At 40.8% G+C, this 13,370-nt stretch carries 10 protein-coding genes; 6 read left to right on the plus strand and 4 right to left on the minus strand.

The window, feature by feature from the left end; genetic code table 11:
• Positions 1-225: 225 nt before the first annotated feature.
• Complete coding sequence (locus QI031_RS09805) at positions 226-681, minus strand: response regulator (RefSeq protein ID WP_281484988.1); 456 nt, start codon at positions 679-681, stop codon at positions 226-228.
• A 50-nt stretch (positions 682-731) separates the two neighbouring features.
• Positions 732-2,999 carry an ATP-binding protein gene (locus QI031_RS09810; RefSeq protein WP_281484989.1) on the minus strand — a complete coding sequence of 756 codons (2,268 nt, stop codon included), beginning with the start codon at positions 2,997-2,999 and terminating at the stop codon, positions 732-734.
• 451 nt (positions 3,000-3,450) lie between these two features.
• Between QI031_RS09810 and argC the strand changes: the two genes are divergently transcribed.
• The 3 genes from argC to QI031_RS09825 are packed head-to-tail and all read left to right on the plus strand — an operon-like array spanning position 3,451 to position 4,929.
• On the plus strand, positions 3,451-4,419 hold the full coding sequence (gene argC / locus QI031_RS09815; protein ID WP_281484990.1) for an N-acetyl-gamma-glutamyl-phosphate reductase: 969 nt from the start codon (positions 3,451-3,453) through the stop codon (positions 4,417-4,419).
• Positions 4,420-4,438: 19 nt separating this feature from the next.
• Positions 4,439-4,690 carry a type II toxin-antitoxin system HicB family antitoxin gene (locus tag QI031_RS09820; RefSeq protein WP_281484991.1) on the plus strand — a complete coding sequence of 84 codons (252 nt, stop codon included), beginning with the start codon at positions 4,439-4,441 and terminating at the stop codon, positions 4,688-4,690.
• The gene (locus QI031_RS09825; RefSeq protein WP_281484992.1) at positions 4,690-4,929 is read left to right on the plus strand and encodes a type II toxin-antitoxin system HicA family toxin; all 240 of its coding nucleotides are present in this window, start codon (positions 4,690-4,692) and stop codon (positions 4,927-4,929) included. The genes QI031_RS09820 and QI031_RS09825 overlap by 1 nt, the downstream gene beginning before the upstream one ends.
• Before the next feature lie 354 nt (positions 4,930-5,283).
• Here the strand turns inward: QI031_RS09825 and QI031_RS09830 are convergent, their stop codons facing one another.
• The gene (locus QI031_RS09830) at positions 5,284-6,939 is read right to left on the minus strand and encodes a mechanosensitive ion channel (RefSeq protein ID WP_281484993.1); all 1,656 of its coding nucleotides are present in this window, start codon (positions 6,937-6,939) and stop codon (positions 5,284-5,286) included.
• A gap of 265 nt (positions 6,940-7,204) precedes the next feature.
• Positions 7,205-8,494: a phosphopyruvate hydratase gene (gene eno, locus QI031_RS09835; RefSeq protein WP_281484994.1), complete on the minus strand. Its 1,290-nt coding sequence runs from the start codon at positions 8,492-8,494 to the stop codon at positions 7,205-7,207.
• A 301-nt stretch (positions 8,495-8,795) separates the two neighbouring features.
• On the opposite strand from eno, the gene gloA reads away from it, so the two are divergent.
• From gloA to QI031_RS09850, 3 genes are all read left to right on the plus strand, one after another.
• The gene (gloA, locus tag QI031_RS09840) at positions 8,796-9,227 is read left to right on the plus strand and encodes a lactoylglutathione lyase (RefSeq protein WP_281484995.1); all 432 of its coding nucleotides are present in this window, start codon (positions 8,796-8,798) and stop codon (positions 9,225-9,227) included.
• Between the two features lie 410 nt (positions 9,228-9,637).
• Entirely contained in the window at positions 9,638-12,280 is a 2,643-nt protein-coding gene (gene clpB / locus QI031_RS09845; protein WP_281484996.1) for an ATP-dependent chaperone ClpB, read from the plus strand.
• A gap of 360 nt (positions 12,281-12,640) precedes the next feature.
• A complete protein-coding gene (locus tag QI031_RS09850; protein ID WP_281484997.1) occupies positions 12,641-13,282 on the plus strand; it encodes a methyltransferase domain-containing protein in 642 nt (213 codons plus the stop codon).
• Positions 13,283-13,370: the final 88 nt, after the last annotated feature.

The following is a 13,370-nucleotide window of genomic DNA, read 5'->3' on the forward strand; positions in this document are numbered from 1 at the left end:
ATATAGATCCCTTTTATCCAGATTGTGTTTTTATTGCATAATTCTAAAAATAATATAAAATAAGTATAAATAAAATATAATTTCTTTACTAATCCTAAAGCGATACTCAGTAATAGCAAAAATCAAGGACAAATCAATAGACACAGCAATGCACACAGAAAAATTTCTCTGCGTCTTTAAGTCTTCCTTGTTTGTCTACTGCTTCATCGACAAAAAATCAACAAATCAATCCAAGACAGGCGGAGTGTTCACTTCCAGCCAGTAGTCTACGAATGCCTGAATCGTCTTTTTTAGTTCCTGAGCATCCATTGGTTTTACCAGATAACCATTTGCACCCTTTCGGTAACACAATTCAATATCCTTGGGGTTAGATGATGTGGTAAAAACCACAATGGGAATTTCCCTAAAACTTTTGTCTTGCTTGAGACGCTCTAGAATATCACGACCATCAATACCGGGTAAATTAAGGTCGAGCAGGATAACAGAGGGTTTAAGCGCTACTTTAGAATTGCCTAAGGTATCGCTTTTTTGTTGATAGAGGAACTCTAAAACCTCATCTCCATTAGTACAACGGTGTATGGGGTTCCGGACTGCCATACGCCGCATAAGGCGTTGTAACATCCGAAAATCTTCGTTGCTATCCTCAACAACGAGCAGCGGTTCATTAAGTTTTGTTGTCATTCGGAGTCTGAAAAACTTAACAAAAAGTAATATTTTGTTATTATTTTAAACTATTCCAGCGTAAAGTAAAACGTCGAGCCAACAGTTACGGTAGATTCAACCCAAATTTCACCTTGATGGAGTTCGATAATCTTCTTAACAATAGCGAGTCCTGCACCTGCGCCCCCGCCGTACTTTTCTTGAGAGTGCAGCCGTTTAAAGAGTCGAAAGATGGTTTCTAGATGATGCTCTGGAATGCCAATACCGTTATCTTGGACATAAAAAACAGGGGTTATAGAAGTTTGGTCTACAAAATGCTGGTCTGCATCTAAATAACCAATTTCCACCCATTGCTCTGCTTTATCGTTGTATTTAAATGCATTGCCGATCAGATTACTGAAAACTTCGTTAACAAGAACTTGATAACACTGAATTGTCGGCAAAGGGCGGGGAACGCGAATATCAATCGCTTGTGAGTTTTGGCGGCTAGCACGAAAAACTTCAATCACTTGATTGAGCAATTGGTTAAGGTCGGTTGTTTGTAGGTGCAGTTGTGCTTGTCCTAACTGTGAGAGCCTTAGCAAAGCATTAATCAGAGTTTCCATGCGTACAGACAAAGACACCACTGTCTGCAAACACTCAACTCCCTCATCATCCAAAATTTCGGTGTAGTCTTCTAGCAGAACTGTCGAGAAGTTATAAATACCCCGCAAAGGTTCCTTAAGATCGTGGGAAGCTGCATAAGCAAAAGCAGCTAGTTCTCGGTTACTGCGCTCTAACTCTAGGTTAATTTTAGCTAACTCATCCGCTTTCGAGAGAACAATACCCACGATCGCATGTTTGAGAGCAATAGCACTCTCCAGTTCACATGGCTGCCAAGGTAGGGAAGTTAATTGAACGGTTTCTTGCCATTGTTCAAAGGATTTTCGCGGACAAAGGATAATGCTACCATCTGCCTCAATTTGTATGGAATCGTTGGGATTACCCGCCCAATTAACTGTTTGAATGACTTCAGGGCGAAACCAAAGGATGTAATAGTGCCGGACTTGAGAAATTCGTAATAACAGCAAGCCACTGGCTGCATCTTTAAATGCAACAGCCCTAGGATAAAGTTGCGGCAGAGAATCGGTAGAAAACAGATTGTCACTAACTTGATTATTTGCCCATTCTATTAATGCCCGCACCTGATCAATATCTGGTGTTGCTCCCACAAGGGTAATTTCATGATCTAGACAAATCGCTGCCCCAGAAGCACTGACCAGATCTAACAAGCGAATTTCTGGTTTAATTAGAGCATCTATAAAATTGTCTGCTTGCGAAATAGATTCTAGTAACTCAGACTGTAGCGATTTGAGTTTTCCTGTATAGTCCCATTTTGCATGACTTATTTTGTGTGCTAACTCTGATGACACAATCTGTCCCAAAAATTCGCACATCTTGCGGACTTCGTAAGAGATATATTTGGGAGTTTGATGATGGCAGGATATTAACCCCCAAAGTTGCTGCTCTTGAATTAACGAAATCACTAAAAGAGCCGCCACACCCATATTTTGATGATATTCGGCACAACATTCTCCAAAACTGCGTAGCCCAGAGTGGCTTAAATCCAGAGGCTGATGTGTTACAGGATTTTCACTAGGAACTAACTTGACAGGTTGAGCAGTCAAATCAGGAATAAATCGCAGCCGGCAGCGCTTGTATAATTCCCTAGCTGGTTTGGGAATATCTGTTGCCGGATAGTGGAGTCCTAAATAAGGTGATAAATTATCTTTTTTAACTTCGGCAATTACAGAACCCGCTTGCTGTTGATCAAATTGGTAGATCATCACTCGGTCAAAACCTGTGATTTTTTGGATTTCTTCAGCTACTACATGCAAAAATTCTTTCAGGTTTAATGTATTTTGCATAGTAGCGATCGCTTCACTTGCCCAAGCCTGGAAACTTAAAAAACTCAACTCTGACCTAGAGTCAATCAATTCCAATTCCAAAATTAAGGCATCTTCAGTGCGATGAACAATACTTTCAAAGCATCGTTCACCATCCACAGTCATGATTGATACTTTAAAAGCAGTAGTACTACCAGTTTTTTGGTTGAAGGAATGCTGAATAACTTCCGTTTGCCGAACATCAAACAAATTGCTTAAAGGTTGACTTAGTAAATCTTCTGGCTCTTTACCCAAGTATGCTTGAGTATTATCGCTAACTTGCAGAATCTCCAGCTCGTTACTCAGTACAATTAGTACTCCATGAGGCTGAATAGAGCCAGGTGAATGAATAGCTTTGCGATCATAATTAATCAAAAAATTAGTTTCGGTTGTAATATTTTCAGACTGGCTCATAAATCAACTGACAAAAAGCTGATTTTTACAAAAATGCAATTAAATGTTACATTTCTTTAAAGTATCAGATTAGTTATACCATGTCCGGCGCTGTGTAGGCAGAGGGAGAAAGAAAAATAGGCGTTGCTGAATCTAGTGATGAAATTTATGTGTTGATATCTAATACCATTTCACGAAAAATCTAATACAGATCCAAACCCTGAAAGCTTTGCTGCATCTAGGTTTTTTAATTGCGAATTGTGAATTGGTATAAAATTCCTTATTCTCTCTGCGCCTCTGTCTTGAAAAGTTTGTTACGGAGGGAAACCCTCCTGACAACTTTTCGCTGCGCCTCTGCGTGATCAAAATCATCCCGCATTTACGCAACGCCGAATTTTCAAGTATTTATGAATCTATTTTCTGAGAAGATAATCATCTAACATTTCTGCAAGTGAGCATATCTTAAGCAAAAATGACTAAACCTAAGATTTTCATTGATGGGGAAGCAGGAACCACAGGTTTACAGATTTACTCACGTCTCAACAAACGTGATGATATCGAGTTAATTAGTATTGCCTCCTCTCAGCGTAAAGATGCGACTGAGCGAGCAAAACTGATCAATGCTGTTGATGTTGCTATTCTTTGCCTACCTGATGATGGAGCCCGCGAAGCTGTCAGTTTTGTCACCAATCCTAGAGTTAAAATCCTTGATGCGAGTACTGCTCATCGCACTGCTGAGGGTTGGGTATATGGCTTTGCTGAGATCAATCCAGGACAGCGATCGCAAATTGCCCAAGCTCAGTTTATCAGCAATCCGGGCTGTTATCCTACAGGATTTTTGGCTTGTGTGCGTCCTTTAATAGCTAAGGGCATTATTCCTCAAAACTTTCCTATGACAGTGAATGCAGTATCGGGCTACTCTGGTGGTGGTAAGAATCTGATCCAAAAGTACAATACCTTGCACCAAGAGCAAACCACAGAAACATCACTTTATCCATACAGCATTTACGGTTTGCAGTTTGGACACAAGCACGTCAAGGAAATGCAAAAGTATTCTGAGTTAGCATCGCCACCGCTGTTTGTACCAGCAGTGGGAGACTTTGAGCAAGGAATGGTGGTACAAGTACCTTTGCCATTGTGGATTTTAGATCATCCTCCATCAGGTGCAATGATTTATGATGCGATCGCTGACTATTTTCAAGGTGAAAAATTTGTCCAAGTAGCTCCCTTTGAAGATGCTACTTTGTTGCGAGATGGAACTTTTCTTGATGCGATCGCTGTAAATAATACTAATATTGTTCAGGTTTTTGTCTTTGCTAATGACACCACCAAAGAAGCACTGTTGGTTGCTCGTCTCGATAACTTGGGCAAAGGTGCATCAGGAGCCGCTGTCCAAAACCTTAATATTATGCTGGGTTTCCCAGAAGAGTTGGGATTGTGAAAGCTGAAAAGCTCATAAAATGAAATTAGACCTCTACAGCAAACAAATGAGAGCAATCAAAATTATTGTTGAAAAACATAACGACGGCTATGTAGCCTATCCGTTAAGTATTAAAGGGGTTGTGGTTGGTGAAGGTAGCACCTATGAAGAAGCACTAGCCGATGTGAAATCAGCTATCCGCTGCCATATTGAGATATTTGGTGAAGAGGTTCTAGAAGAGGAATCACAAGTACTAGAAGCTTACATTGCAGAAGCTCTTATAACTATTTGATGGCTAAATTTCCTATAGATGTACCTAAAGCTAGAGTAATTAAGACATTGAATTTACTTGGATTTATTATTGTTAGAGAGCGAGAGCATATTGTCATGGTTCGAGAAAATGAGGATGGCACAAAAACCCCATTGACTATGCCTAATCATTCCCAAATTAAAGGTTCGACACTGAGATCCATCTGTACTCAAGCAGGTATCTCACGAGAAGAGTTTTTGTCAGCTTCCGATCAAAGCTAAAAAAATCTAGAAACCATTTTCTGTAAATCATTTAATACAGATAAGTAATCCGGTTTGATTACCGAATTTATTTGTGTAGGTAGGGAACAGGAAACAGGAAACAGGGAACAGTTAAGAAGGAATAGATATGTACTGAATCGTGTTCAAAAATCAAATAGGAGTCCTATAGAGCTTAGAAGTTAGAATTTTGAGATGAAAACTAGAAATTTCTAGTTCTATGCTTTAACTTCCAGCTTCTAAGCTCTAACTTTTAACTTCTCAAGCAGAAATTTGGAGATATTTTATATACTCCTAATGCTTGTAACTGCATTTGTTGAGATTGACAGATCAACATGCGTCACAAAACATCAAATTTTAACCTCTGCTTTTAAAGGAGTTGAGCCACTCTCTAACTTGCTCGTGGGCAATATCGCGTCCACCTAGACCAAAAGCTAGAGCAATAGCAACAGCGATCGCACCTAGTAACAATCCAAAAGCTAAATTTACAATATCACTAGCTACGCCAACTTGTTGCAATGCCATTGCTGAGACTAAAGCAATAATTGCCACCCGTGCTACTTGACCTAAAATTCTTGCTTGGGGATTACCAGAACTAGTAATCACACTAAAGGCAAGATTTGCCAAGAACAAACCAATGGCAAAAACTATCAATCCTGCTAAAATTCGTCCCAAAATGATGAGAATGCCAGCTACCAAAGTTGTTAAGGCTGGAATATTCAGGATATCAACCGCAGCCAAAGCTGCAAACAGCATGATACCGACTAAAACAATAATGCCAGCAATTTCCGAGGGTGTCCGAGTTGTCGGCGTAGATGGCGTTGGTTCTGCTGGAATGACAGTTCGTCTAACAGGTGTTGGCAGACCCAATATAGAGAAGATATTGTTGAAACCTATACTAGTCAGGATACTAGTCACTAACTCCGCTACAAACCGACCTAAGAAATAGGCAACGATTAAAATTGCTATGGCTGTAAAGATAGCGGGTAAGGCGTTGAGAATCTGCTGTAACATAGCGATCGCTGGCACTGAAATTGCCTCAATTCTCAAGGCATTAAGAGCAGCGATCGCGATTGGAATCAAAATCAAAATATAGACAATTGTGCCTATAATATTCGACAAAGATTGCACTCCAGCAGACGAGGAAAGTCCAAAGCGACTTCCTAAATGGTCAATTCCAGTTGTTGCTAATAAATTGGTAACAATTCGCCGCACCACAGTAGCTATGAACCAGCCCACTGTAGCAATTAGCGTCGCCGCTAGAATGTTGGGCAGAATTGAGAGAATCTGGGTAATTAGAACTTGTACTGGTAGTAATGCCTGTTGCAGTCCCAGAGTATCTAATATCGGGATTAGAAACAATAAAAAGATGAACCAATACAAGGCATTACCAATTGTCTCGCTCAAAGACACCTGATTAGGAGTAGTGTCTTGTGTTTCTTGATTGAGACGTTCATCTAATCTAACTGCTTGTAGACCGCTGATAGTCACTAGCTTGACAATAGTTGCGACTAACCAAGCAACTCCCAACCAAATTGCTGCACCTACGAACCTGGGTAAGAAGCCAACAAGTTGATCGAGAAAATTATTCAGAGGTCGAGAGGCTACTTCCAGTTGTAGTGTCTGTAAAACAGCTACAACCGTCAACAGAATAACACTCCAAAATACTAAACCGGAGATGAGTTTCTCTACTTGGGGAAGTTCTCCACTGCTGCCGCGGCCTGTGATTCCAGAGGCGATGCGGTTATCTATATTAGTGCGATTTAGGATACCTCGTGTGACTGCTGCGGCGATCGCTGCTATTAACCAACCAACTAGTAAAATTGCTACAGCCCCTAATAAACGGGGCATAAACAGAATTATCTGTTGAATGGTTCCTTGCACATAATCGATTCCTTGGTTTGCTCTTGATTGATCCAGTTGCATACTTGGCGATTGTGCCAAAAATTGCTGTACCCTCATCGATAAACCACTGTCTATCAACTGGGTTATTCCTGGCCAAGTTGTGTTCATGGTTTTCCGGTATAAAGCTTAAGTGTTTGCCAAAAACATTTGAGATGCTTGTGGGTTAGTTTGATTTGTACAATCTTACACCCCAGTAAGTTCACTAGTATCTGGCATATACATTTAATAGTAAAAACTTATATGGAATCGATAGCAAGAGTAATTTTTTACTTTATTAAGTAATTTCTTCTTATATCAATTAATACTTTGAGAGGCTGCGAGATCCCCGACTTCTTCAAGAAGTCGGGGATCTGACTACTCCCCTAGCCCCTAGCTACTTTGGCCCTAAACCTACAGTCCCAGCATAAACGGCGCGATCGCCTAGTTCATCTTCAATTCGTAGTAAACGATTATATTTTGCAACTCGTTCGCTGCGACAAAGTGAACCAGTTTTAATTTGACCGGCGCGGGTGGCTACAGCTAAATCAGCGATCGTGGTATCTTCTGTTTCACCAGAACGATGGCTAATTACTGACCGAAAACCGTTACGGGTTGCTAAGTCAATTGTTTCTAAGGTTTCCGTTAAAGAACCAATTTGATTGAGTTTAATCAAAATGGAATTACCTGCTTTCTCTTGGATACCTTTTTGTAAACGAGTGGCATTAGTCACAAATAAATCATCCCCTACCAACTGCACCCGCGAACCTAACTTCTGGGTAAGCAGTTGCCAACTTGACCAATCTTCCTCGTGTAACCCATCCTCAATTGAGACAATGGGATACTGTTCAACCAATTGCCCTAAGTAATCAATAAACTCAGCGGGGGCATGAGGCTTACCATCATAGACATACTGCCCATTTTTGTAAAACTCACTAGCTGCTACATCCAACGCCAAAGCCACTTGTGACCCTGGTTTGTAACCAGCTTTTTCAATGGCAGCCACCAATAATTCTAAAGCTACCTGATTAGATTCCAAATTAGGAGCAAAGCCGCCTTCATCACCTACGCCAGTCAGTAAACCTTTATCATCCAAGACTTTGCTAAGAGTGGCAAACACTTCTGCACCCCAACGCAATGCTTCTTTAAAAGAAGGCGCGCCGATGGGAACAATCATAAATTCTTGAAAATCCACGTTGTTTGACGCGTGCGCCCCACCGTTAATCACATTCATCAACGGTACTGGTAACAAATTCGCTAAAGGGCTACCCAAATAACGATATAGAGGAATTGCCAAAGATTCAGCCCCAGCTTTAGCCGCTGCTAAAGAAACCGCCAAAATTGCATTAGCCCCTAAATTTGATTTATTTGCCGAACCATCGAGAAAAATCATGGTGCGGTCGATTAGTTCTTGGTCAAGGGCATCCAAGCCTAATAACTTTGGAGCAATTGCCTGTTGGACGTTCTTGACCGCTTGAAGTACCCCTTTGCCCCCATAACGGTTTTTATCGCCATCACGTAGTTCATGCGCCTCAAAAGAGCCAGTCGAAGCACCACTGGGAACCTGTGCTAGTCCCACAACACCGTTAGCTAAATGTACTTCGGCTTCAATTGTCGGTCTACCCCGCGAGTCCAAAATTTCGCGGGCTGCGATCGCTTCAATGGCAGTATCTAGAATATTATTCATCTGTCGTTTATCCTTGTTTGTGTTGGTTACGTACAATTCCAGTTGCTGAGCCTAATCGCTAGCATAGGTGTTTAATCCACTCTGTCTGCTGAGATTAAAGAAGATTTCCAGAGTTTAAGTAAATCGATGGTGGATGCGTGGACTTTGGATTTTGAATTATTTTTTGGTTAAAAGTCAACTAACCAGTAAAAATGATGCGGCAACTTGCTGTATTGAGGTTCGGTAGATTTTTAACCTTGGGACTTTAAGCTTTGTAAAATGTTTATAGATAAAGTGAACTGAGTACAGAGAAAAGATCAATATGCGATTACTACACACAATGCTGCGAGTGGGCAACCTTGAAGAGTCCTTGAAATTTTACTGCGAAATCCTGGGAATGAAATTACTGCGGAGAAAAGATTATCCAGGAGGAGAATTTACCTTAGCTTTTGTAGGCTACGGTGATGAAAGCGACAATACAGTACTAGAACTCACTTATAACTGGGGAGTAGAAAAGTACGAATTGGGTAATGCTTACGGTCACATTGCTCTTGGTGTAGATGATATTTACGCTGCGTGTGAAGAAATCAGGAATCAAGGCGGTAAAGTTACACGCGAACCAGGCCCCATGAAACACGGTTCAACAGTAATTGCTTTTGTAGAAGATCCAGATGGATATAAAGTTGAACTAATTCAATTGGCTAAATCCTCATTAGAAGCAGAAAGCCGTGAACGGGAAAAAGTAAAAGGGTAAGGTTGAAGTGAAAAAAACTTTTTTAACCTCTTACCTCTGTGTCCTTTGTGTCTTTGTGGTTAAATTAATTACTTTTTGACAGCATATTAAAGAGTGATCGTAACCATAAATTTCCACAGCACTATCTAGCAAAGTAACCTCATAACCGTGTTTTCGTTTTAAATTAAGGAATAGGTAATGAGTCGAACTCTCACCTATTCCTAGCCCCAAACTGCAACCGCAGATACAAGCGAATATATGCTGATCATGTTTGGATAATTATTTGGGGAGTGATACTGGCAAAGTTTTGTGCAGAAAAGAATAACAACTGACCACTGACCACTAACCACTGACCCCCATAGCAAAATAAAAAATACCAAATCTTTACACTAAACTTCAAAAACTAAAATCTCACATTCAAATTTCTAAAGATGCAGCCTACAGATCCTAATAAATTTACTGATAAAGCCTGGGAAGCAATTGTGAAATCTCAGGATATAGTCCGTGCATATCAACAACAGCAACTAGATGTTGAACATTTAATCATTGCCCTTTTAGAAGAACCCACTAGTTTAGCAATCCGTATTCTGGCTAAAGCCGAGATCGATCCCATCCGCTTGCAACAACAACTAGAAGCATTTACTCAACGTCAACCTAAAGTGGGCAAAAGCGATCAGCTATATCTTGGTCGCAGTTTAGACGTGATGCTAGACAAAGCCGAAGAAGCTAGGGAGAAAATGAAAGATGATTTCATCTCTGTAGAACATATTCTCTTGGCTTTTGCTGAGGACGATCGCATCGGCAGACGGGTACTCAAAAGCTTGAATGCAGATAGTATCAAGCTGGAAGCTAGTATTAAAACTGTACGTGGCAGCCAAAAAGTGACAGATCAAAACCCAGAATCCCGCTATGACGCTCTACAAAAATTTGGCAGGGACTTGACAGAACAAGCCAAAGCTGGAAAATTAGACCCAGTAATTGGCCGGGATGATGAAATTCGACGAGTCATTCAGGTGTTATCACGGCGTAGCAAAAATAATCCAGTTTTAATTGGTGAACCAGGAGTAGGTAAAACTGCGATCGCTGAAGCATTGGCACAGCGCATGGTCAATGGTGATGTTCCCGAATCTTTAAAAAATCGCCAACTAATTACTTTAGATATTGGTAGTTTGATTGCTGGGGCAAAATTGCGAGGAGAATTTGAAGAACGTCTCAAAGCAGTTCTCAAAGAAGTTACCGAATCGAACGGTCAAATTGTTTTATTTATTGATGAACTACACACCGTTGTCGGTACTGGTTCAAGTCAACAAGGGGCGATGGATGCCGGAAATTTACTCAAACCAATGCTAGCGCGGGGAGAACTGCGCTGCATTGGGGCTACTACCTTAGACGAGTTTCGTAAACACATTGAAAAAGACGCAGCCCTAGAACGCCGCTTTCAGCAGGTATTTGTCGATCAACCGAGTGTGGAAAATACTATTTCCATTCTCCGGGGTTTGAAAGAACGCTACGAAGTTCATCACAACGTCAAAATTTCTGATTCGGCACTAGTAGCAGCAGCAACTCTGTCAGCGCGTTATATTAGCGATCGCTTCTTACCAGATAAAGCCATTGATTTAGTAGATGAAGCAGCCGCGCAATTGAAAATGGAGATTACCTCCAAACCAGCAGAATTAGAAACCATTGACCGCCGCTTGATGCAGCTAGAAATGGAAAAGCTATCATTAGCTGGAGAAGAAAAAAGTATTTCCCCAACAAAAGAGCGTTTAGAGCGAATCGAGCAAGAAATCGCCGATTTAACGGTCAAACAGCAGGAATACAACGAGCAATGGCAAGGGGAAAAACAATTATTAGAAGCTATCAGCACCCTGAAAAAAGAAGAAGATGCCCTGCGGGTGCAAATCGAACAGGCAGAACGCGCTTATGATTTGAATAAAGCTGCTCAATTGAAGTATGGCAAATTAGAAGGAGTGCAGCGCGATCGCGAAGTTAAAGAAGCCAAACTGATAGAAATTCAAAGCCAAGGTTCTACCCTATTGCGAGAACAAGTCACTGAAGCCGATATTGCCGAAATCGTTGCCAAGTGGACAGGAATCCCCGTTAATCGCCTTTTAGAGTCAGAACGGCAAAAATTGCTGCAACTCGAAAGTCATTTGCATCAACGAGTCATTGGACAACAAGAAGCCGTAGCCGCAGTCTCAGCAGCAATTCGTCGCGCCCGTGCCGGGATGAAAGATCCCAGCCGTCCCATTGGTTCATTTTTATTCATGGGGCCAACTGGCGTAGGTAAAACCGAACTTGCTCGTGCTTTAGCTCAATTTCTCTTTGATTCTGATGATGCTTTAGTGCGGCTGGATATGTCCGAGTACATGGAAAAACACTCAGTTTCTCGCCTTGTCGGCGCACCTCCAGGCTACATTGGCTATGAAGAAGGTGGTCAACTTTCTGAGGCGATTCGCCGCCGCCCTTACTCGGTAGTGCTGCTAGATGAAGTCGAAAAAGCGCATCCAGATGTGTTTAATATTTTATTGCAAGTCCTAGATGACGGTAGAATTACAGACTCTCAAGGTAGAGCAGTAGACTTCCGTAACACTGTGATTGTGATGACTAGTAACATCGGTAGCGAATACATATTAGATGTATCTGGTGATGATACCAAGTATGAAATGATGCAAAAACGAGTAACAGATGCCCTGCGCTCGCACTTCCGCCCTGAATTTCTCAACCGCGTAGATGATATCATTCTCTTCCATACACTCAGTCGCTCAGAAATGCGACACATCATCCGCATTCAACTCAAACGGGTAGAAAATCTCCTGCAAGAGCAAAAAATCTCCTTTGATATATCCGCCGCCGCCTGTGATTACCTCGTCGAAGCAGGTTACGATCCAGTTTATGGCGCACGTCCTCTCAAACGCGCAATTCAGCGAGAAGTCGAAAATGCGATCGCCACCAAATTATTAGAGAATACCTTTATCTCTGGAGATACAATCGTAATTGATAAAGGAGAACAAGGTCTAACTTTTAGTAAAAAACTATCAGTAAAAGTCTCAGTTCCACAAAGTACGACATAGGTATTTCAATTAACCTTTGTGTTCCTCTGCGTTTAAAAACATTTCTTTTTGAACGTTGCATAAATGCGGGATGATTTTTATCACGCAGAGGCGCAGCGAAAAGTTCCTCGTTCGCGTAAGCGTTCCGCAGGAAAGCCGGGTTTCCCGGCGTAGGAAACTTTTCAAGACAGAGGCGCAAAGAAAATAAGGAGTTTTAGATCTCAACACAAATTTCATCCCTAGATTCAGCAATGCCTCTTTTTTAAACGCAAAACTGTAATGAAAATTTGCTTGTCATGTTACTTGAACTAATTTTTGGGGAAGAATTTAACGTAATACCCACCATTTTGGTCATTTCATCAAGTTAGACAGGTAATTTTTATGGAATTAATAACATCGTTAGACCTGAGAAAATCTGAGTATTTATCCAAAGATCGATTCATCAGTTATCATCACCAGTTGCGGCTAATATTTTCTCTTGGTAGTCAGGTAAACAACATTCTTGAAATTGGGATTTTTAACTCATTCTTAACAGATATCCTTAAACGAAATGGCTACCAAGTATCAACTGCTGATGTTGACCCTAAATTAGATCCAGATATAGTTTTAGATCTTACAACTGACTTTTCACTACCTAAAAACAAATTTGATGCAATTGTACTATTCCAAGTCTTAGAACACCTACCTTATGAACAGTCAGAACAAGCCCTCAAAAACCTTGCAGAAGTAACTAAAAAGTTTTTGGTGATTTCATTGCCTTACAATACGCAATTCTTTGCACTCCAGTTGAGATTTTCTTATATACAAAGGTCAAGATATTTATTAATGAAAATGCCAAGATTCTGGAGTAGCAAACCCATGTCAGATCAGCACTACTGGGAAATTGGACTCAAAGGATATCCCAAAAAGCGAATTTTAAACTCCATTACTAAAGCTGGATTAACCCTTAAGCAAGAATTTATCGATCCTGTTCATCCATATCACCTCTTTTTCGTATTAGAGAAAAATAGTAGTAATACTTAAATACCAGCCTTAACTAAGGTAATATAGGACTCATATTTGATTTGGAGAAAAAACTCAGTACACCCCTAAATCCCTTTTTTCCTGCGAT

This window comes from Halotia branconii CENA392 (assembly GCF_029953635.1).
Taxonomy (GTDB): Bacteria; Cyanobacteriota; Cyanobacteriia; order Cyanobacteriales; family Nostocaceae; genus Halotia; species Halotia branconii.